We start from the raw sequence: 20,870 nt of genomic DNA, 5'->3' as shown, positions 1-20,870 counted from the left end.
CCGAAGGGCGGCAGTTCTTTTTCGCCAGACTTCGTTGCTTGCTCCTTACAGATCCACTTCGGGATATGCTCGTCGCTCGCGCCTCGTCTGGCCGAAAAATCCCTTGCCGCGAACGTGAGCGTATTTATGAAATGGACCACTAAGGTTCAAAGTTCAAAGTTGGCCGATCCGGGCGGAAGACCGACAAAGAACCGGTTAAAACCGGGACTCTTCGTTGCTTCTGTCGAAGCCACGAGTGCGCGCAAATGGACCGGCCACCATTTAACCCATTTAACGATGCTACGCTGCAACGGTGTAACGATGGACCGAACCGGGCTATTCGAGCAATTCCTCCGTGGTCCGGACGCGTGCTTCCATTTGCTTGATGATGGGCTGCGCGCGGGCCACCGCATTTTGTTCGGTTTGCCCAAGGAAGGATTTCATGGTGACCTTCACGGCCGCCATCGCCTCACCATTTCGGTCATGGAGCGGGAGGGTCACGCTTACGGTTTGCTGGCCTTTTCCGTAGTAAATCGAATCGCGCGCAATCACATCTGCTGCAACTTTGTCCGCCGGGGAACCGATTTCCTTCGGATCGTTGCTCGCGATCACGGACAGGGCCGAAGTTCCGCGCGGCGCCGCAAAGATCTTCAAACCGAGCAAGCGTGGATAGCGGTCCATCATTTCGCGGATCAGGGCGTGCCGCGGCGTTTCGCGCGGCGTGTAAACGATTTTGGTGTCCGCGAAGTAGGAGATCGAGTCGGACTTGGTCCAGAAACCGATCCTCCCGGCGGAGAACGAATTGTCCGTCAGCATCGGAATCACGTCCTTTCCATTGAGCGAACACCGGATTTGGTTGCCCTTGCACTCGACGGCCAGCTCATGCCAGACGCCTCGGGGGATCTCGAGCTCCGGCCCGATCGGCGCGCTGCGTTGACCGTCCACGACTTTGAAGAACCGGAAGCTGTTTCCGAGCGAACTGGCGCGGAGGTAATAGTAGTTCTTCTCGTCGCGAAGCCGGAACGCGACCCCGGCCATCTGCTCGAGCTTGCCGCCGACGATCTTGAATCGGGTGGTCAGTTTGAAGTCCCCGAACGATTCGCGATCGTATAGGAGGATCGGAAACCGTTCGTCGGTCGGGTCGCTGGAAAGTTGGGCGAGGACTTTTCGCTTGGCTCCGGGGTCTGCCGCGCCTGCGGATGGCGAAGCCGTTTCATCAAGGATCACTTTCCAATCTCCGGGCTGGCCTTGACCGGAAAGGATCCCGCGGAACTCGCCGGGGGTTTCGTTGACTGCGTAACGGCTGAAATCCAACTGAAGCTCCGCGGCGCGTGCCCGGCCGCAAAACGCCAGCATCAGTCCGCAAAGAATCAGCATGCGGAGCGCCGTCCGCAGGCTGCACGGTAGGGCGAGTCCGTCCCGGCGAGCCGCTCGACGAGTTTGGAACACGTCTCGTTCGGCTCGCTGGGGACAGGCTCGCCCTACCGCCGTGTTCATGCGAAACCTCAGTAAATCATGTCCGCAACCGTCCGGCCCGCCGGGATAAACGGCAGCACGTGTTCGGTGTACGGCGTAATTACGTCGAGCACGTAGGGCTCATTTGAAGCCAGCATCCTTTCGAGCGCCGGACGCAGGTCGCGCCGATACATGACCCGTTCGCAGGACACGTTGAATCCCTGGCACAGGGGGATGAAGTCCGGGTAAATCTGTTTCATGTGTTCCGGGTCGCCCAGATACGTGTGGCCGCGATTCCCGGCATAAAACCGGTCTTCCCACTGCACCACCATGCCCAGGTGCTGATTGTTGAGAATGAGCGCTTTGGCCGCGATCTTTTCGATGTGCGCGGTGGCGAGCTCCTGGACGTTCATCAGGAACGAGCCGTCGCCATCGATATCCACGACCTGCTTGTCCGGGCGGGCGACCTTGGCGCCCAGTGCCGCGGGGTAGCCGTAACCCATCGCGCCCAAACCCGCGCTCGTCAGAAACTGCCGCGGAAATTTGAATCGGTAGTATTGCGCGGCCCACATCTGATGCTGGCCCACGCCGGTCGTCAGAATCGCGTCGCCGTTGGTCAATTCATACAGCGCTTCGATGGCCATTTGCGGCAGGATCACCTGATCCTCTTGTCCGTGCAGATGATCCCGCATGTGCTGGGACTTCATCACTTCGTCGGTCACCCGGTAGCGAAGCGGAGCTTTTTTCTTCCAGAGCGCTATCTGTTCGTGCCAGGCGGAGAATCTTTTCCGGATGGGCCGTTCGGCCAACATTTGATTCAGCCGGTCGAGCGCATATTTCACGCTGCTCTGGACGGGCAATTGCACGCGCCGATTCTTGTTGTGCTCCGACGGGTCGATGTCGATGTGGACGATTGTCCCGTGCTCGCAAAACTTATCCACCCGGCCGGTCACGCGGTCGTCGAAGCGAACGCCAAACGCCAGGAGCAAATCCGCGCCTTCGACGAGCTTCTCGAACGGATCGGTGGGCTTGTTGCGACACTTGAATTCGCCGTTCACCGCCCAATTCGCGTAAGCTGCGCCGTGCATTCCGAGCCAGCGCAGCGAAAGCGGATGATGTTCCGGAAACGCGCCGCACCCCATGATCGTCGTCGTAACCGGAATCTGCGCCGCTTCCGCGAACTTGAGCAGATCTTCGCCGGCGTTACCCGAGATGATCCCTCCGCCGACGTAAAGGACGGGACGTTCCGCCTTCTCGATCAGACCGATGATCTCGTTCAGGACGATATCATCCGCTTGTTTGGGGGGCGGATACCCGCGCAAGTTTACCTCCTTGGGCCAGACCGGCTGGGCGGTTTGTTGTTGGATGTTTTTGGGAAAATCGATCACGACGGGGCCGGGCCGGCCGGTTTGCGCGATGTGGAAGGCTTCCTTCACGATCCGGGGGATCTCATTGATATTCGTGATCAAGTAATTGTGCTTCACCACCGGCAGCGTCATCCCGAAGAAATCCGTCTCCTGAAATCCGCCTTTGCCGATCATGCTTTGCGGCACCTGGCCGGTCAACGCGACCAACGGAACGGAATCCATGTAGGCGTCAGCGATCGCGGTCACCAGATTGGTCGCTCCCGGCCCGCTCGTGGCCATGCAAACGCCGGCTTTGCCGGTGGCGCGGGCGTAACCTTCCGCGGCAAACGCGCCGCCTTGCTCGTGACGGGGCAGGATCGTCCGAATCTGCTTGGACCGTGTCAGCGCCTGGTGCAATTCCATGCTCGCGCCGCCTGGATAGGCGAAAATTGTGTCCGCGCCTTCGCGTTCCAGGGCCTGGACCAGAATATCGCTGCCGAGCATCGGGCGGCCGATCTCGGCGCGTTCGGGGGTCGCGGTTTTCTTAGGTTGAGTCCGTTTTGCAGTCTTGCTCATAAACAATGGGTTGGCCGAGCCGTGGGCCAACGAAAAACCCACGACTGTTTCCAGCCGTGGGTTCTTGTCAAATTCGTTTTGCCTCTAAATGCGACAAGGTCCCACGGCGTCGCTCACGATGACGACGACGACCGTCAGTCCAACATTGCCAACATTCAGAAGCATGGCGAGAAATTAGCGAGCACGCCCGAACCGGTCAAGCGCTGATCTTTACTCGGAGTCTTGGAGTTTTGGGGAGTTTTGGTTAGCCGGGAATTGGGGACTTGATCTTTGAGAAATGAACCGCGTATATGGAGCCGATTTTACGGCGCAACATCTATGGCTGACCTCGCAAACCGATATCCGGACAACGTAACCGGCAAGTTCTATGTGGATAACCAGTGCATCGACTGTGACTTGTGCCGGGAAACCGCCCCCTCCAATTTCCGGCGCAACGACGACGGCGGCTACTCCTTCGTGTACAAGCAACCCGAAAGCCCGGAGGAAGAAACCCAGTGCAAGGAAGCCATGGAAGGCTGCCCCGTCGAAGCCATCGGCAGTAACGGCGACGCAGGATGAAGCAGAAGACACGGAGCAGAGGATGATTGGAGTGGTGGAGTAGTGGAGGATTGGAGTGCTGCGAATTCACCATTACTCCAATACTCCAGCACTCCAGTTCTCCACCACCCCCTTCCCTACGCCTCCAGGACCGTTCTCCGCACCAGCTCCAACGCCTGCCGCGAGGTCATGAACTTGAACGTCGCGCGGTCGTACGGATTCAGAAAGTGAAGCACCAGCGTCCGAGGCGGCCCCGCCAGCGCGATATAAACTGTCCCCACGGGCTTCTCAGGCGTCCCACCCGTCGGCCCGGCAATGCCCGTCACCGCCAGCCCGTAAGTGGTGTCGAGTTGCTGGCGGATTCCTTCAGCCATTTCGCGCGCGGTTTCTTCACTGACCGCGCCGTGTCGTTCGAGCGTCGCCGGGTTGACGTGAAGAAAGCGCTGCTTGGATTCATTGCTGTAGGAGACCACGCCTCCCAAAAAGACCGCCGACGATCCGGAGACATTGGTTAACGCGCTTGAAATATAGCCGCCGGTACACGACTCCGCCGTCGCCAGTGTTTGGTTTCGTTCTGTGAGCAACCGGATCACCACGCCTTCCAACTGGTCGGGGCCAGATCCAAAAATGTGTTTGTTCAGCAGGCCGCGAACAATGGCTTCGCCCTCCCGAATTAGCGGTTCGGCCTCGGCACCGCGCGCCGCCAGACGGACTTCCACTTCACCGAACTTGGCGCAATACCCGACCTCCAATCCGCGGTTCACCAGCGGTTCCAACGGCCCGGCGATTTTCTCTTCAATCATCGATTCTCCCAGGCCGGAGGTTTTGAGCGTTCGGGAGGCAAAAGGATGTTCGAGCGGCAGAATCTCTTTCAACCGGGGAACCACTTGCTCGGTGAACATCGGATACAACTCCCGCGGCGGTCCGGGCAACATGAGAAGAAACGAAGCGCGATCCGCTTTTCGGAACTGCCCGGACGGAATCTCCAGGAGCAACCCCGGCGCGGTGCCGTGGTGATTCGGCACAACCGTTGCCCCTTCGGGAACCAACGCTTGAACGCGGACTCGATCCGGCATAGGCCGCCTGCGCAGCGCGAAAAATTTTTCGATGCGCGACAGAATGCCCGCGTCTTCGTCCAACGCCCGGCCCAGCAAGTCGGCAATCAATTCGCGGGTGAGATCATCCGAAGTCGGCCCCAAACCGCCGGTGGTAATGATCAGGTCCGATCTCGACAACGCTTCGCGCACCGCCTCGCGAATGGCTGGGCCGGTGTCGGGAATCGCCACCTGGCGCTCGACGGTGTAGCCCAGATTCGCGAGTTCGCGGCACAACCACTGTTGATGGGTGTTGAGCACGGAACCGAGCATCAGTTCGGTGCCGGTGTTGATGATTTCGATGGTCACGGCTGAGGTGTGTTCTTGCTCCTGATCCTACTCCTGATCGTAATCCTTTGGGTGTGAGCATCACCGAGAGTAAGATTAAGATTAGGGTTACGAGTGGGAGCCATTTCGCAAAGGCCTCAATTCAACGGCAGGGTTGAAACGGGCGAAGATCTCTCTCTGCTTTCCGTCTTCAATCGCAACTGGCCGCAAGCGGCGTCGATGTCATGGCCTTTTTCGCGGCGCAGGGTGGCTTTGACTTTCAGCCGTGCCAATGCGGAAAGGAAACGCTCCTGATCCGGTTCGGCGGGACGCTCCCAAGGCAGGCCATCGACCTGGTTGTAGGGAATCAAATTCACTTTGGCCCGGAGGCGATGCGCCAACTGAGCCAGCGGTTTCACCTGATCCCCGCCGTCGTTCAGTCCGCGAATCAGGATGTATTCGAGCGTGATCAGACGGTTCTTCTTCTCCAGGTAATACTCGCAAGCCGGGAGCAACTGAGACAACGGATGCTTTCGGTTCACGGGCATGATCCGGCTGCGAACCTCATCCGTCGCGCCGTGCAACGAGAGCGCAAGCTGAAATTGAAACGGCTCGTCTGCCAGCCGGCGGATTTGTGGCGCCAAACCGCTCGTCGAAACCGTGATTTTGCGCGCCGCGATGTTGCCGCCCCAGGGGGCATTCAGAATCCGCAACGCTTTGAGGAGATTCTCGTAGTTGGCCAGCGGTTCCCCCATGCCCATGACCACCAGGTTATTGATCAGGCGCGGCGATTTGAGCCGTTCTCCTGCTCCGCTCGATTTGAGATTTGAAATTTGAGATTTGAAATTCTCGGCGGCGTGCCAGCGTTCTACCGCCAGCGTCTGCTCGACGATTTCATCCGCCGAGAGGTTTCGCTTCCACCCCTCCAGTCCGCTGGCGCAGAATCGGCAGCCGTACGCGCACCCGACCTGCGTGGAAACGCACAGCGTGTGCCGGTCGCTGGGCGCTCCGTAGAGCGCCGGATTCGCGGGGATCAACACGCTCTCGATGAGCGCGCCGTCGGACAAACGCCAGAGAAATTTCTGCGTCGTGTCGCGGGAACCTTGCTTTTGGACCAGGTTGAGCGGACGCAGGGAGTAGTGTTCCGCCATCACCTCCCGCAATCGTGCGGGCAAATTGCTCATGGCGGCCCAGGTTGTCACCCGATGATCGTAAAGCCACTCCAAGACCTGCGCGACGCGGTACGGCGGCTCGTCCCACGCCAACAACTGGGCGTGGAGTTCTTCCCGCGTCAAAGATTTGATGTCCGCGTTCGGCACAGAGCGGACTGTAAAGTTGCTCCCCGGACAAAGAAAGCGCGCTCTTGTGCCGGAACGGTTCAGATCGGATCGGGAGCGCACGCGCCCCGCGTGCTGGAATCGGCGCCCTCGCCGACTCCATTCAATCGAATTGAACCGTCCCGCTCAGTGCCGCGGTTCCAAAGAGGACCCGACAGGCGAGGCGCCAGTCGGCACACGCGAGGCGCGTGTGCTCCCAAGTTCCAACTGAAATCGCTCCGGCTGAGCAAGAGGACGGCCGACACGCATCCGGTTTTCTCTCACTCGCTTCTGCGTCCAAGACCTACCTTGTTGCGGAAGCTGCCGGTCTGTCAGCCTTCTCTTTCTTGTATGCAAAACCGTTTCAATCGCCCATATCGCCGGATTCTACCGTTGGGAGCATTGCTCTGCCTGGAGGTGACGTTCCCGGAAGCGCCGCAGAACGAAGCTCCGACCGTGTTCGCCACGTATCTCGCCTCACGCCCAGTTCCGGCGCAGGAACTGGGCACGGCCAAAAGTTCTGTCAGAAGCCAGGACAATTGGACTGGTGACAAATCGGCAGGGATGCTCGATAATTCCCGTATTCCAATCGTCGTTTGCTCGATTTATGCCTCATGCCACAAACCCGAAGCGTCAAAGCTGGCATCCAAGACCGCCACTCGTGAATCAAACTGAAGCCGGCCAGAAATCGCCAGCGTTCACCTTGATCGAACTGTTGGTCGTGATCGCGATCATTGCGATCCTCGCCGCGATGCTTTTGCCCGCTTTGAGCCGGGCCAAAGACAAAGCCCGGACGACCAAGTGTTTCACCAACCTAAAGAACCTGGGACTCGCAACCCAGATGTACGCCATGGACCATGACGATTATGTCCCCGGCGACATTTTTGCGGATGGCTACTTCTTCGCCAATCTTCTCGCCCCTTATGTTGCGGGTCCCGCGCTCGACACGCGCCGCATCCGGGACCCGAATTACGTCCACACGTTGGTCAAACAGGTTCCCGTGTATCAATGCCCATCGGTTCGCCCGAAACCAAACCAAAGAGATCCCTTCTTCCTCCACTACACGGTCAACACGATCAACTTTGAGCGGTTCCGGGCGACGCGGCAGTACGACACCGCCCCTTACCAGAAGGTGACGGGGGTGCCAGGCAGCGCGACGGAGCTGGCGTATATCTTTGAAGTAAATACTGAAGGCGCCTTGAATCCTCGCGATTACGGCGGCTGGAATGTCTGGGACCAAAGCCACACGACCTTCTCGCCCACGGGCCGCACCAACGCGCAGCCGCGCATGATTCACGCGCGCGACAAGCGCCATCTGGGCCGCACCTCCGTGGTCTTTCTCGACGGTCACACTGACGTGCGCCGGTTGGCGACCAACGGCCTTCCGTTCAAACTCTTCAATCCGCTGGTGGACGAACCGCTCCGGCGGTAGGAGCAAACTCAGCCAAAACGATTCAATCGAACCTGGGGAGCACACGCGCCCTTGCGTGTTCCGACCGCACGTATGTGTTTGGCGTGGCTTCCGCCGTAGCGCGGAGGTGCGCTCTGCTGTATCGCCGATGTGCAATCCGCAGCGCGCTGACAGGTTCCAGAGCGTTCGAACGAGTCGGCGCCAAGCGGAATGCAATTCCGCGATACGGCAGATTACAAATCTGCGCTACGGGAAGGCTAATGCTCAAGCGCACTGAGAAGGACCGACTCGAAATGGGCGCACGCTTCCATGAAAACCAGATAGCGGGCGTTGTCCGGTGTCAGGGTGATGTTTTTGCCTTTCTTCTCGTCCGGCTGGCCGAGCCGGAGCCAGCATCCGACGCGAACATCATTCAGCACCTGGAGTAGCCATTCGGTCTGCGGCGGCGTGAGAGTCAGATGAAACCCCGTTTTGACGGCCTTGAAACGGCCTTCCTCGCTCAGCATCGCCTCCAATTGCTTCTTGTTTCCCGCCCGCTGCTCGGCGAGCGCCTCTTCCAGCAAGCGTTGATTGGATTCCATCTTGTCTCCATCGCCCAGCCGCGTCACTTGATGGTGGGAAGCCGGGATCAACGGATAAAGCCTCAGCGTGTCCTGCAGCAGACGCTTCTCGCGCTTGCCGATTTCAAATACGAACTGGTTTCGCTCCGATCTGAGCAGGTGCACCTAGTCGCGCTCCATGGTCGCGTGCAAACTGTATTTCTGGAGTTGATGCACGTAGTGCTCCGCCCGTTCCATGCTCTCGCGCGTGAGGACGCTCTTGCCCTGGTTGTGCACCTGAAGCATGTGAGACTCCGCCTTTTGCTTCGCCCACCCAAACACCACCTGAAACACGTGCGTGACGTAATCCATCAAGTTCACCGGGTCATCCCAACAAATCACGAGAAAGCCGGGCTCCAAATCCTCTTGGGAATCGGTTTTCTCTTCGTGCCCGACGTCGGGCAACACTGGCGGTTCGGCCGTCTCAGCCATGCGCAAAAGATAGGTGAGGCAAAACCAGTTTTCAATAGCGGCGGCCATTCCCAACTCCCGGTTTTCAGGTTCAAAGTTTCCCCTCCTCACGAACCTGGATCAACCACCGATCACACGGATTACACGGATACTGCTTGGTCCGCGGGATGGACGACAAAGCTCGTAGCGCAGAGTTGCACTCTGCCGTATCGCAGAATTGTATTCTGCGGGGCCTCTCCCAGTCCGAGCCCGCTGGGACTTGCCGGCGCCCTGCCGATTGGAAATCGGCGATACCGCAGATTGAAAATCTGTATAGCTACGGTTCTCCGGTCGATCTGTCGTCAATCCCACGATCTGCACAGTAAGACCGCTTCTCAATCCGTGTAATCTGCGAAATCCGCGGTCCAAAACTCTGTTCAGGCAGGCATCAATCCATCGTGCGCGTCAGCCGCGCTCGGTAAGTCGGAGATTGCTTCCACGCCGGTGCGCCGCTTAAAAGGAGCCATGCGGATTTCGATTGGAGATTCGGCACATTTCGGATTTTGGTTGCGGCTCTGCCGCCCCATGCTCTGGGTCATTTTTCTCTCGGTTGCCTTTGGGTCTTCTCCGTCCCTTGCCCAAACAATTCCCGCGGAGCGCCCCCGCAGCCGGCCGCCTTCCGAGCTGACCGGCTGGGCGGATTGGGAAAAGGCGAACGAGCTTCTCCAGCGCATTCAAGTTCCACCAGCTCCGCCGCTCAATCCCCAAGAGGCCCTGAAGACCTTCCGCGTCGCGCCCGGTTACCGGCTGGAACTGGTCGCCGCCGAACCGATGGTGCAGAACCCGATCTTCTTCGAGTTCGATCCCGACGGCCGCATCTGGGTCGTGGAATACCAGGGCTACATGCGCGACCTCCTGGGCACCGGCGAAGGCGATCCGATTTGCCGCGTGGTCGTGCTGGAGGATGGGAACGAAGACGGGCGCGCGGACAAATCGACCGTTTTCCTGGATCGCCTCGTCATGCCCCGGTCGCTCGCTTTCGTGAAAGGCGGCGTGCTGATCGCTGAACCTCCCAAGCTCTGGTTTTGCCAGGACACGAACGCGGATCTCCGCTGCGACTCAAAGGTGCAAGTCGGCACTTACGGCCGCGCGGGAAATCCCCAGCACACCGCCAATGGATTGCGCTACGGCCTGGACAATTGGCTGCACTCGTCGGACTGGCCCGCCCGCCATCGCTTCGTGGACGGCCAATTGATCGAGGAGCCGGCGATCCATCGCGGGCAATTCGGCGTGACTTTCGACGACGCGGGCCGGTTCATGACCTGTTACGAAAGCTCCGCCCTGCACGCCGATTTGATTCCCGCCGAATACTTGCTGCGCAACAAAAACTTTCTGAAGGCCTATCAGCGCGGAGGGCGCGATCGAGGTGACTTCGGAGTGAACGCGAATATCGCCCGGGCTGCTCAGGAGATTTTCCCGATCCGCGTCACGCCCCAAATCACACTCGGCGCTCTGGAATTGCGCGAAGACGGACGGCTGCGCACCTACACGGTCGTCTCCGGGACTTGCTATTATAACGGAGATCAATTTCCCGCCGACGCTCACGGCAATGTGTTCGTCCCGGACGCCGGGGGACACCTGATCGGCCGCCTGCGGCTTTCCGGTGACATCGCGCCGCAAGCCGCGCGCTTTTATCCGGCGGAGCAGGAATTTCTGGCCTCCACCGACGAGCGGTTTCGTCCGGTGAACGCTCGCGTGGGCCCGGACGGCGCGCTGTATGTCGCGGACATGTATCACGGCATCATCGAGCACGTCATCTTCATGGTGCCTTACCTGGAGAAGCAAGTTAAGGAGCGCCATTTGGATGACGGCCTCGACATGGGCCGCATCTATCGCGTTGTCCACGAGGGCAAGCCCATCAATCGAAAACGGCCAAAGCTCTCCGCCGCCTCATCTCTCGAACTCGCAAGCCTGCTGGGCCATTCCAATGCCTGGTGGCGGCTGACCGCGCAGAGATTGTTGGCGGAACGCGCTGATGGCCGCGCTATCCCTGCTCTGGAGAAAACGGCTTTGCGCGGGATCAACCCTTTGGCTCGTCAGCACGCGCTTTGGACCCTCGAAGGCATGGACGCGCTGGACGTGAAATCCGCGTTGAAGGCGCTTGACGATAAGAACGAAACGGTCCGTGCCACCGCCGTGCGTCTTGGCGAACAACTGATCGCCCGGCCAAACACCTCAACCAGTTCCGATCAAACGGCCCGCCAATTCCTCGGCCGGCTGACTCGCATGGAAAAGGACCCAAGCCGAGCCGTGCGTTTGCAGATCCTGCTCACCGCCGGGGCATTTCCTGGAGAACAAAGCGAAAAGATTCGAGCCCGGCTGGTCTCCAATAATGAACATGGTCTCTTTCGCGCGGCCGCGATGACCGGCCTGCAAAGCCGGGAACTGGAGTTCCTCTCGCGGCTTCTGAGCCTTCGCGATTGGCAGACCCTCTCCGATCATCAGCGCCGGATGATCGCGTGGCTGGCCCAGGCCGTCGTGGACGAAGCTGCGCCGGATCGCATCGAGCGACTGCTGGATCAGCTCGCCACAGACCGGAGTGAACTTCGCGATGCGCTGTGCGACGGCCTGTTGGCCGGCGTGCCCCGCGATCTCCAGGGCATCCAGCCAATTTCCCTCCAGCAACAACCTGTGATTCTCACGAAGCTCGCGCGGTCCTCCGACCCGGCTTTGCGGGAACGCGCCTTTCGATTGCACGCGTTTTTCACCTGGCCCGGCGCGCCCGCTTTGCGTCCCGGAATCACGGATACCCAGCCGCTCACGGCCGAGCAAAAGCGCCTGGCGGAATTGGGCGAGCAACAATACGCCGCCTTGTGCGCGGCGTGTCATCAACCGCACGGCGGCGGCCTCGCCGGTGTCGCGCCGCCGCTCAGCCGAAGCGAATGGGTCACCGGTTCGAGCGAGCGCCTGGCTCGGATTGTCCTGCACGGGCTATACGGCCCGGTCGAGGTTAGCGGCCAGAAATGGGATTTGCACATGCCCAGCTTCGGCCCGGTTCTGGACGACGAGAAGCTTGCGGGCATTCTGACTTTTATCCGGCGCGCCTGGGACAACGCCGCCGAGCCAATTGCTCCGAGCCTGGTCGCAGAGGTCCGCCGCCAAACGGAATCTCGCGCCTTGCCCTGGACCGTCCAGGAATTGGCCGAGCCGCCAGGTAAGGACGGATTCCACTCCGTCCCTGACCGACAGAACCCATTGCGCACGGAGTTCAGGGACGCAGTGCAACGCGCCCATAGCAACCTGATCAAGGCGCGTTTCCCCGAAATCATTCGCCCCGACGAGAAGGGCGAGTTTCGCCTGTCCGCACGATTCGCCGTCACGCACGGACGCGAACTCGCCTACCGTCCCTCGCTGGACATCCTGGCCCCCTGGCGCCGCGAGCAAGACGTGGCCGAATGGCGGGTGGAAATTCCGACCGCGGGCACTTACGAAGTTTGGGTGGAACTGGCAGCCGACGACGCTTCCGCGGGAGACAAATTTGCTATTGAAACGGAAGGGGGCCGATTGATCGCCGCCGTCCAATCCTCCGGCGGTTACGATCGATTCCGAGAATATGTTTGCGGCCAAATCGCGCTCCGCGCCGGAATCAATCGCGTGCTGATGCGTCCGGAAGGACCGTTGAAGCGTGAGCTGGCCGATGTGCGAGCTTTGCGGTTTGCGCCAATCAAAAGGCGTTAGACTTTCTGGAACGTCCCGGTAGGGCGAGTCCGTCCCGGCGAGCCGCTCGACGTGCGTGGAACACGGCCGGACCAGCTCGCTGGGGACAGGCTCGCCCTACCGTCAGGTTCAAAAGCGGGAAGCCAATCAGGCTCTCAGACGTCTCCCATCGCCCTCATCAAACGTTCAGTCCGCGAGGTCTTGGGGACGGCCGGCGGCAGTCTTGGAATCTATCAATGTGTCGAAACTCAGAAATCAAACGGGTTGGCCCAGCACGTGGCCGGCTACGGCTGAGGCGGCGGCGTTGTCCCAGGTCAACCCTTTGACGGCAGGATTCAAGTCGAGCTGGTTCGGAGGATATCCGATCTTGTAGTTCAGAGTTGGGTGCAGAAGATCTTCCTTCGTCAACGTGAGTTGATCAAAGCCGTAGTCCTGGAACGCCCGCAAAATCCTCGCCGCATTGTCCGGGGTCTGGCAACAGAAGAGGTCCAGGTCGCCAGGTCGCGGGTGAAACGCGGGTGACCATGAAAAGCGAGCGCGTAACCGCCCACCACTAAAAACTCCACGCCGTGTCGATTCAGAAGCTGCAGAATCTTGCCTAAACCAGCTTTTCCAGCTCGCGATAGTTCACTTTGCCCGTGCCCAGTTTCGGGATCTCCCGGAGGAACCGGACTTCGCGCGGAACACACAAATTGGATAACCCTTTGCCGCGAATCGCGCCGCGCATCTTGTCGGTCTGAAGGCGGGATTCGTTCGTAACGGCGATCAACGCTTCGCCTTTCTCTTCGTCGGGCCGGCTCAGGATGGCCACTTCGCATCGAATCCCATATTCCGGGAAAGCGCCGGCCAAAGCTTCTTCAACCGCGGTGAGGCTCACCATTTCGCCGCTGATCTTGGCGAAGCGTTTCAGCCGGCCGAGAATGTGCACGTAACCTTCGGCATCAACTTTCACAATGTCGCCCGTGTCGTACCACCCGTTCAGCGCTTGAAACCTGGCGTTGGCGTCCGGGTTCAAATAGCCGCGCATGAGGTTCGGGCCGCGCACGAAAAGGCGGCCGCCTTCGCTGACGCCTTCCACGGGTTCGATCCGGTATTCGACCCCCGGCAGAATGCGGCCCGCGGTTCCGAAGCAAGGACGCAACGGCGTGTTGACACTGACACACGGGCTGCATTCCGTGGCGCCGTAGCCCTCCAGAATGCGTACCCCAAAGCGCCGCGCCCAAAAGCTGGCCGTGGCTTCCTGGAGTTTTTCCGCGCCGGCGAACAACAGGCGGACGCTGCGAAAGTCATAGGGGTGCGCTTTGCGGGCGTAGCCGTTCAAAAACGTGTTCGTGCTCAGCATCACTGTGCATGCTCGGTCATACACGGCCGCCGGAACAACGCGGTAATGCAGAGGAGACGGATACAGAAAAATGTACACGCCGCGCACCAGGGCGAGCAAGGTGCCTACGGTCAAGCCGAAGCTGTGAAAGAGCGGCAGCGCATTGAAAATGCGGTCGTCGTCTTGAAGATCGATCACCGAGAGCATCTGGCGCACGTTGGCGATCAGATTGCGGTGGGTGAGTTCGACGCCTTTGGGGATGCCTTCGGAACCGCTGGTGAAGAGGATGACGGCGGGGGAGGCGGGCGGGGCGTGAGGCGTGAAACGTGATGCGTGAAGCCATTCTCTCATCAGCTTCAGAACTCTGGCCAGTCCGGGGATTCTCTCTCGCACGTCTTCCAGGTAAACGATCTCGATGCCGGCGTCGCGGAACGGCTGCAAATGCAGCCGGGCGCGCGCTTCAAAACTCTTCGATGAAATCACGTGGCGGAGGCCGGCCAGTTGCGCGCAAGTCAGCATCGTGGCCGGTCCGGTCGAGTAATTCAGAATCGCGGGAACTTTGCCGGCGGCCCAGAGGCTGAGCACCGTCACGGGATTGGCATTGACGTTGGGGAGCAAGACGCCGACGCGTTGGCCGGATTCGGTCCCAAACAAGTTGGCCCATTGCCTGGCGAGCAGGTTCACGCCGGTCATCAGCCGGCGATACGTCACGGCCTGGCGCGTCGCGTCTTCGAGCGCGATCTGCTTCGGCAAATGGCGGGCGGTTTCGGCGATGGCCGCCAGCGGCGTGGCGGGGCCATGAGCCATTTCGACGTCGAACTGCAGCTTGACCTGCTGATCCATAAGCCAGGTGGTCAGGCGTTGACGCGCCTGGTTCGTGCTGACGTCTTCGAGTTTGGGCGGTAGCAGAGGATCGCTGAAATGGGCCGAGACGCGCGGGAACCATTTTGTCCAGCCGGAGTGGCGGACCCAGCGCAGGCGCTGGGCGCCGCGCAGGTAGCACGTGATGACGCGGGCGTGAGTTTTGAAAAGGAGAAATCCCGTGCCGTCGAAATACTTCATCAAAGCGCCGGTGAGCGAGATGCGGCCTTCCGCAAAGAGCACGAGCCGGCCGCCGTTCTGGAGAAATTCCGCCATGCGTTTCACCGCGTAAGGCGAGGCGGGGTCAATCGGGAAGGTGCGCCGATTGACCATGATCATTTTGTGCACCCAGCTCGTTTCGGCGGACGTGCTGGAGGTCACGAACTTCCAATCCGTGTCCAGACTCACATAGACAAACAGCCAGTCGAGCCAGGAGACGTGGTTGGGGATGAGGAGCACGGGACCGGGAGTGCTCAGCCCGCACGTATTGTGCGCTTCAAAACCGAAGAGCAACCGCAGGATGAACCGCAGGAGCTTCCTCATATGAATAAATCATCTGGCCCGGACCCGATAGAATCGCTGCGCGGCGGACGCCATCGAAGTGACGGCTCGGAACTTGCCGCTTTCAGCCAAAGGCAGAATGGCTGCGGTGGAATCCGTTGTCCAGAAGCCGTCCAGGGTATTCGCGCTTTCCAGATCAAGTCCTGAAGCGGCGGCTCCGGTCACTTCGAAGTCGATTTGAAACAGGCCGCCGCCGACCTTGCCCACACCGGTGATTCGCACGATCGAACTTCCGCCAACCTGAGTCGTGACGAGTTTCGCCGGTCCCCAGGGCATCGCGCGGCTGGAAAATCTCGCGCGCACCCGCAACGCGTAATCGCCGGTCTCACGAGGATTGAAAAGGAACGCCGTGCCGGACGGCACGCTCCTCACGACTTCGTCGAACAGTTCGTCGGCGTCGGTCACGCCGATGTCATCGAGGTACAGGCCGACTCCAGGATCGGTGTCGGACAGGAAGGATCCGCTGCCGAAATCAAACCGGAAGCGAACGCGGATTTCATTTCCGGCAAAGCGGTCCAACGGAATGGTCTGAACGCTGAAGGCTCGTTGCCCGCTGCTTTCGGTGCCGACTTGAATCCACACGTCCTGCCAGGTAACACCGCCGTCGATGGAGACTTGCGCTTTGGCCGTTTGCGCCGTGCCCGCCCAGCCCAACCGGCTCGCGAAAATTAATTGGGAAGTTTCAGTAAGGCGGTAAAGGCGTTGGAGAGTGAGTATTTGATCTTCCTTTTGCGGGTGGGCCAGATGAAAGGAAAAACTGCCGGTGGCTCGGACGGCGCGGTCGATCACGTCGTAGCCCGCCGACGCCACAATCTCGACTTTGGCGGTTCCATTCTCCGCGCCTTCGCGTTCCGTGGCAGCGATGCGTTTGCTTTGCTTCCACTCGTAACTTTGGGCGCCGCCAAGAGCCGTGAGCTGGTAACGGTTGTTTTGTCCGACGGCTGGTTGGTCCGGACCGGACACCAGCGGCGGCGAATAGACCGGCATGAAATCCACTTTCACATTTTGGTTGTTGGCGACGACGGCGCTTTTCCTCGCGTCCGCCGCGCCCAGCAGGCCGAGCGTGACCGCGTAAGTTCCATTGCCAGGGACGGGGACTGAATAACCGCCCGACGCCGCGCTGACCGAGTAGAACTGGGAGCCTTGCACCAGGATCGTCGCCCCTTCGATGCCTTCGCCGATGTCGTAGAAATTGTTTTGGTTCAGATCGTAATAGGCGACGCCAGTGACGAACGGCGTGGGATTCCTGCGGCTCGCGAAGTCTTGTGTGATCAATTGCGGGCCGACCTTCCCGTTGCTCGTCAGGATCGCGCCGATCCCGATCTCCCGATAAACCGGGTCGTGAATCGTGTTGCGGTGGCCGGGCGGGTTTTGTACACCGCCGACGCTGGCTTCGCCTCCGCCCCAATCGATGTCGAACGCCGCGTGTCCGTGAGAGACGGAGCGGGCGTTGGAAAAGACGTTTTCTCCAAAGGCGCTCCACTGATAGCCCTGCGCCGTGATGCGGTCGCCGGTCGTGCTGCCATTGCTGCCGGCGTGGCCCTGGAACTGGTTGGTCAGCATGTCGAGGCTGTGCAAGCGGGCCGCGGCGGTCAGGTTCGCGTTCAACGAAAGCGGCGGCGCCGGGCTGATCGCGTTGAAATCGGAAACCAGTTTGTCGAGATCGACTTTGAAGTTCTCGATATCCTGACGCACCTCGGGATCGTCGATGGCGCGGAAGCGTGCGCCTTCGGCGGCCGGATTGGCCCGGGACCGATTGATCAATTCCAGGTAAAGCTGTTCTTCATCCGTCGGGTTTCCGATCGAATAAGCGGTCAACCCGGATGGGACATTGAGCAAAAGCGCGCTTTCGGCTTGGCGCCGGGGCTCGGTGAATTCTCGTACCTGCGGTGTGGGTGGAGTCGGCGGCGTGGGCCGGACGTGCCGGGAGAGTCGCGCGGTAGGGGGATCACCCTCGGAAGTTCCAGCCGTGACTTGCGGCTTGATGCCCATGAGGCAGCCACAGAAAAGAGCGAGGAACCGGATTTGCAGATCACAACAGCCCGCGCATTGTCTCACCGCCAGAGTACTTCCAAGCTTCATGCCAGCCGCAGCGTAGCCTCCCGCAGGGAGTGTGGCAATCAAGCTCAAGGGGCAGGTGGGCAGTGGCCAGTAATCAGTATTCAGTATTCAGTGATCAGTAATTCGTGGCAATTCGTGAAATTCGTGTCTCCAAAGTATCCCCTCAGTTAACGACGGTGGGGCGACGCTCCTGCGGAGCCTTTCTTCGATGGCACTGGCTGGGCGGGAGCTTCGCCCCACCCTCTGAGGGCATATTCTCCCAAACCGAAAACCATTGCGCTCGGTCCTCCTGTTCCGATACCAATAGTGCAACCCGCATGAGCGCAAACTCTCACTCGGCCCAGTCCATGTCTCCTTCGCCTGGAAATCTTGCCCCGTCCCACGCGCGCTATTGGGTCATCATGTTCGCCGTCACGCTTTCGATCATCACGTACATCGATCGCGTCTGCATTTCGAAGGCGGCGCCGTTGATGATGGAGGACATGAACTTGACCGAGGAACAAATGAGTCTCGCTTTCGCGGCGTTTGCCTGGTCATACGCGCTCTTTGAAATCCCCGGTGGCTGGCTGGGCGACAAGATCGGGCCCCGGCTGGTGTTGATGCGGGTTGTGATTATGTGGTCGATCTTCACCGCGTTGACGGGCTGGTCGTGGGGTCTGGTGTCGCTGGTGATTTTCCGATTCTTCTTCGGCATGGGCGAAGCGGGTTGTTTCCCCAACCTGACCAAAGCTTTCACGGTCTGGCTGCCGCAGCCGGAACGCGTCCGCGCGCAAGGCATTATGTGGATGAGCGCGCGCTGGGGCGGAGCGTTCACGCCGTTGCTCGTGGTCTGGGTCCTCACGTTCATGTCGTGGCGGTGGGCTTTCGTGGTTTTCGGCGCCATCGGCATTGTCTGGGCTTATTTCTTTTACCGCTGGTTCCGCGACAACCCGCGCTTTCATCCGAGCGTGAACGCCGGGGAAATGGCGCTGCTCGCGGACGCAGAAAAGAACGCGGACAGCCACGGAAAAGTGCCCTGGGCCAAGTTCGTCGCCAGCCGGACCGTCTGGCTGCTTTGGTTGCAGTACTTTTGCATGGCCTACAGTTGGTACTTTTACATCACGTGGATGCCGACTTACGTGGACCAGCGATTTCCAGGGCTGGGCCAATGGGAGCGCGCGCTGCTGAACTGCATTCCGTTGTTTTTCGGCGGGTTGGGATCGCTTTTCTGCGGGCTGATTTCCAGTCCGATCGCGCGCGTGATCGGCACGGCCCAGACACGCCGCGTGATGGCGATCATCGGCCTGGTAGGCGCGGCGGCCATGCTCGTCCTGGCCACGAAGTTGAATCATCCGCTGCTCGCCATGCTCGCGGTCGGGATGGCCAGTTTCGGCAACGATCTCGCCATGCCGGGCGGTTGGGGCGCGTGCATGGACGTCGGCGGAAAATACGCCGGCTCACTGTCCGGCAGCATGAACATGATGGGCAACCTCGGCGGGGGCGTTGCCCCGATTGTCGTGACGTGGGTGCTCGCTCTGACGAACCGCAATTGGGACTTCAATTTTTACATATTCGCGTTCGTGTATGCGGTCGGCGCCATCTGCTGGTTCTTCATCGACCCGGTGACGCCGCTCGAGGAACAGGTCGCGGGGCGCGGCGAACCGAAGGGGAGCGGGTGAGCGTTGGAGCGTGAGAGCGTTGAAGGTCAGATTCAGGTGGGGAGCGCACGCGCCCTCGCGTGCTGGAGTCGGCGCCCTCGCCGACTCCATTCAATCGAACTGAAACGTACCATTCAGTGTCATGGTTTCGACGCCGTTCCGACTGGCGAGGCGCCAGTCGGAACACGCCCAGGCGCGTGTGCTCCCCAGTCCCAACTGAATCGTTCGGCTAAGCGTGGGAGAATCTTGGCATGACGAAGAAATCTAGCGGATTCGTGCTCCGGCCTCGATTCCGTGTCGAGCGCGGCCAGGACATCGCCCTGGGGCCCGGCAAGGTGGAATTGCTGCAGCGCATTCGCGAAACCGGCTCCATCGCCGAAGCGGCCAAGCGCATGCAGATGTCGTATATGCGCGCCTGGACGCTGGTGAAGACGATGGAGGACTGCTTCCGCGAGCCGCTCATTCAGGTCGTCCGGGGCGGCGCTCGCCATGGCGGCGCGCGCCTGACGGAAGTCGGCGAGAAAGTGGTGGCCCTTTACCGACGTTTGGAGGAACAGGCTTCGTCCGCCACGGCGGAGACCTGGCGCGAGCTGCAAAAGCTTCTTCGCGTTTAGGACATTAATGGGAAGGGCACCTGAATGGGGGTAAGGAGGTGCTGCTGCGCTGCCGCATCGACGGAAAATCGGCTGCGCGGCAGCGCAGCCCTACCGGCTTCATGGGAAGCTGCCTTGGCCCGATCACCAAGCTCATGGTTCATGAAACGGGGCCGTGGGTTCGAAGTTCCGCGTTCGGGCGCGGTGTTGGATGTTCGAACGAGGGTTTGCGTTCCTCCGGAATTCCTGATCGAATGGCCGCCACAGCATGGAACTCTATATTCTGCGGCACGGCATCGCCGAGCCACGCGAACTGGCCGGCGGGAAAGACGACGGCGAGCGAGCGCTCACGCGAGAAGGCGAGCGGAAAATGCGGCGGATTGCCCAGGGGATGAAAGCGCTGGAGTATTCCTTCGATCTGATTCTCACGAGCCCCTTGGTCCGAGCCGAACAGACCGCCGGAATCGTCGCGAGCGTTTTGCGGCTCCCGAAGCGCGTCAGGATTCTCCCCGAACTCTCCGCCGGACGGAGGACGAGAGATCTCGTCGAAGCTCTGCGCGAGGCAGCAACCTCTTTCGAGAGAGTTCTCGTCGTCGGTCACGAACCGGACTTGAGCAGCCTGATTGTCCGGTTGGTCACCGGGGGAGCGAACATGTCGATGACGCTGAAGAAGGGAGGCCTCGTGAAGCTGATTGTCACCACGCTTCGGCCCAGCCGGTGCGCCGTGCTGGAGTGGTCAGCGCCTCCAGGTCAATTGGCTCGAATCCGATAGGCTGCGCACCAGCCATCGCGCGGTGGAGCGGGTTGGGCGGGGTTAGCCGTATCTATTCAGTTTCGAAGGCGAGCGCACGCGCCCTCGCGTGCCATGGTCGGCGCCCTCGCCGACCACAAAGGTGCCATCGAAACAACCACCGTTCAGTGACCGTCTGGCGCCACCCTTCTGATCGGCGAGGCGCCGGTCGGAACACGCGAGGGCGCGTGTGCTCCCCAATTTCGACCGCATGGCTTAGTGGTCCATTTCATAAATACGCTCACGTTCGCGGCAAGGGATTTTTCGGCCAGACGAGGCGCGAGCGACGAGCATATCCCGAAGTGGATCTGTAAGGAGCAAGCAACGAAGTCTGGCGAAAAAGAACTGCCGCCCTTCGG

The 20,870-nt window shown here is 60.3% G+C and carries 15 protein-coding genes; 6 read left to right on the top strand and 9 right to left on the bottom strand.

The features are described from left to right. Positions 1–315 precede the first annotated feature (315 nt). Positions 316–1,476, bottom strand: coding sequence for a DUF1080 domain-containing protein (locus FJ398_13710; GenBank protein MBM3838995.1), 1,161 nt, complete (start codon positions 1,474–1,476; stop codon positions 316–318). 8 nt (positions 1,477–1,484) lie between these two features. Beyond that, on the bottom strand, positions 1,485–3,284 hold the full coding sequence (ilvB, locus tag FJ398_13705) for a biosynthetic-type acetolactate synthase large subunit (GenBank protein MBM3838994.1): 1,800 nt from the start codon (positions 3,282–3,284) through the stop codon (positions 1,485–1,487). Positions 3,285–3,674: 390 nt separating this feature from the next. Between ilvB and FJ398_13700 the strand changes: the two genes are divergently transcribed. Continuing rightward, positions 3,675–3,914 (top strand): ferredoxin, encoded by a 240-nt coding sequence (locus tag FJ398_13700; GenBank protein MBM3838993.1) that lies wholly within the window; start codon positions 3,675–3,677, stop codon positions 3,912–3,914. Positions 3,915–4,030: 116 nt separating this feature from the next. On the opposite strand, the gene FJ398_13695 is transcribed toward FJ398_13700, so the two are convergent. Together FJ398_13695 and rlmN are read right to left on the bottom strand one after the other, a co-directional pair. Further along, a complete protein-coding gene (locus tag FJ398_13695) occupies positions 4,031–5,296 on the bottom strand; it encodes a competence/damage-inducible protein A (GenBank protein ID MBM3838992.1) in 1,266 nt (421 codons plus the stop codon). Positions 5,297–5,412: 116 nt separating this feature from the next. Continuing rightward, positions 5,413–6,573, bottom strand: a complete 1,161-nt coding sequence (rlmN, locus tag FJ398_13690) for a 23S rRNA (adenine(2503)-C(2))-methyltransferase RlmN (protein ID MBM3838991.1) — start codon at positions 6,571–6,573, stop codon at positions 5,413–5,415. Between the two features lie 604 nt (positions 6,574–7,177). Between rlmN and FJ398_13685 the strand changes: the two genes are divergently transcribed. Further along, entirely contained in the window at positions 7,178–8,002 is an 825-nt protein-coding gene (locus FJ398_13685) for a DUF1559 domain-containing protein (protein MBM3838990.1), read from the top strand. Positions 8,003–8,238: 236 nt separating this feature from the next. On the opposite strand, the gene FJ398_13680 is transcribed toward FJ398_13685, so the two are convergent. Then, complete coding sequence (locus FJ398_13680) at positions 8,239–8,706, bottom strand: hypothetical protein (GenBank protein ID MBM3838989.1); 468 nt, start codon at positions 8,704–8,706, stop codon at positions 8,239–8,241. Further along, on the bottom strand, positions 8,707–9,012 hold the full coding sequence (gene clpS, locus FJ398_13675) for an ATP-dependent Clp protease adapter ClpS (protein ID MBM3838988.1): 306 nt from the start codon (positions 9,010–9,012) through the stop codon (positions 8,707–8,709). It abuts the gene before it with no gap. Positions 9,013–9,495: 483 nt separating this feature from the next. On the opposite strand from clpS, the gene FJ398_13670 reads away from it, so the two are divergent. Next, on the top strand, positions 9,496–12,708 hold the full coding sequence (locus FJ398_13670; GenBank protein ID MBM3838987.1) for a c-type cytochrome: 3,213 nt from the start codon (positions 9,496–9,498) through the stop codon (positions 12,706–12,708). 234 nt (positions 12,709–12,942) lie between these two features. Here the strand turns inward: FJ398_13670 and FJ398_13665 are convergent, their stop codons facing one another. From FJ398_13665 to FJ398_13655, 3 genes are all read right to left on the bottom strand, one after another. Further along, a complete protein-coding gene (locus FJ398_13665; protein MBM3838986.1) occupies positions 12,943–13,134 on the bottom strand; it encodes a hypothetical protein in 192 nt (63 codons plus the stop codon). Between the two features lie 151 nt (positions 13,135–13,285). Continuing rightward, positions 13,286–15,412: an AMP-binding protein gene (locus FJ398_13660; GenBank protein ID MBM3838985.1), complete on the bottom strand. Its 2,127-nt coding sequence runs from the start codon at positions 15,410–15,412 to the stop codon at positions 13,286–13,288. A gap of 9 nt (positions 15,413–15,421) precedes the next feature. Beyond that, positions 15,422–17,512 carry a hypothetical protein gene (locus FJ398_13655; protein MBM3838984.1) on the bottom strand — a complete coding sequence of 697 codons (2,091 nt, stop codon included), beginning with the start codon at positions 17,510–17,512 and terminating at the stop codon, positions 15,422–15,424. Between the two features lie 326 nt (positions 17,513–17,838). Here FJ398_13655 and FJ398_13650 point away from each other — a divergent pair, with 326 nt between their 5' ends. From FJ398_13650 to sixA, 3 genes are all read left to right on the top strand, one after another. Then, the gene (locus FJ398_13650) at positions 17,839–19,149 is read left to right on the top strand and encodes an MFS transporter (protein MBM3838983.1); all 1,311 of its coding nucleotides are present in this window, start codon (positions 17,839–17,841) and stop codon (positions 19,147–19,149) included. Positions 19,150–19,379: 230 nt separating this feature from the next. After that, positions 19,380–19,742: a LysR family transcriptional regulator gene (locus FJ398_13645; protein ID MBM3838982.1), complete on the top strand. Its 363-nt coding sequence runs from the start codon at positions 19,380–19,382 to the stop codon at positions 19,740–19,742. A 247-nt stretch (positions 19,743–19,989) separates the two neighbouring features. Next, positions 19,990–20,493: a phosphohistidine phosphatase SixA gene (sixA, locus tag FJ398_13640; GenBank protein ID MBM3838981.1), complete on the top strand. Its 504-nt coding sequence runs from the start codon at positions 19,990–19,992 to the stop codon at positions 20,491–20,493. The last annotated feature ends 377 nt before the right edge of the window (positions 20,494–20,870 follow it).

The sequence above is a fragment of the Verrucomicrobiota bacterium genome (assembly GCA_016871535.1).
Classification (GTDB): Bacteria; Verrucomicrobiota; Verrucomicrobiia; order Limisphaerales; family SIBE01; genus VHCZ01.
Note: the sequence above shows the minus strand (reverse complement) of the source record. Positions and strands in the feature narration are given on the sequence as shown.

Bases quoted from the DNA above. Each gene is read 5' to 3' on its own strand.
- FJ398_13710 (MBM3838995.1), bottom strand. From the start codon at position 1,476: ATGAACACGGCGGTAGGGCGAGCCTGTCCCCAGCGAGCCGAACGAGAC.
- ilvB (MBM3838994.1), bottom strand. From the start codon at position 3,284: ATGCTCGGCAGCGATATTCTGGTCCAGGCCCTGGAACGCGAAGGCGCG.
- FJ398_13700 (MBM3838993.1), top strand. From the start codon at position 3,675: ATGGCTGACCTCGCAAACCGATATCCGGACAACGTAACCGGCAAGTTC.
- FJ398_13685 (MBM3838990.1), top strand. From the start codon at position 7,178: ATGCCTCATGCCACAAACCCGAAGCGTCAAAGCTGGCATCCAAGACCG.
- clpS (MBM3838988.1), bottom strand. From the start codon at position 9,012: ATGGCTGAGACGGCCGAACCGCCAGTGTTGCCCGACGTCGGGCACGAA.
- FJ398_13670 (MBM3838987.1), top strand. From the start codon at position 9,496: ATGCGGATTTCGATTGGAGATTCGGCACATTTCGGATTTTGGTTGCGG.
- FJ398_13660 (MBM3838985.1), bottom strand. From the start codon at position 15,412: ATGAGGAAGCTCCTGCGGTTCATCCTGCGGTTGCTCTTCGGTTTTGAA.
- FJ398_13655 (MBM3838984.1), bottom strand. From the start codon at position 17,512: ATGAAGCTTGGAAGTACTCTGGCGGTGAGACAATGCGCGGGCTGTTGT.
- FJ398_13650 (MBM3838983.1), top strand. From the start codon at position 17,839: ATGTCTCCTTCGCCTGGAAATCTTGCCCCGTCCCACGCGCGCTATTGG.
- FJ398_13645 (MBM3838982.1), top strand. From the start codon at position 19,380: ATGACGAAGAAATCTAGCGGATTCGTGCTCCGGCCTCGATTCCGTGTC.
- sixA (MBM3838981.1), top strand. From the start codon at position 19,990: ATGGAACTCTATATTCTGCGGCACGGCATCGCCGAGCCACGCGAACTG.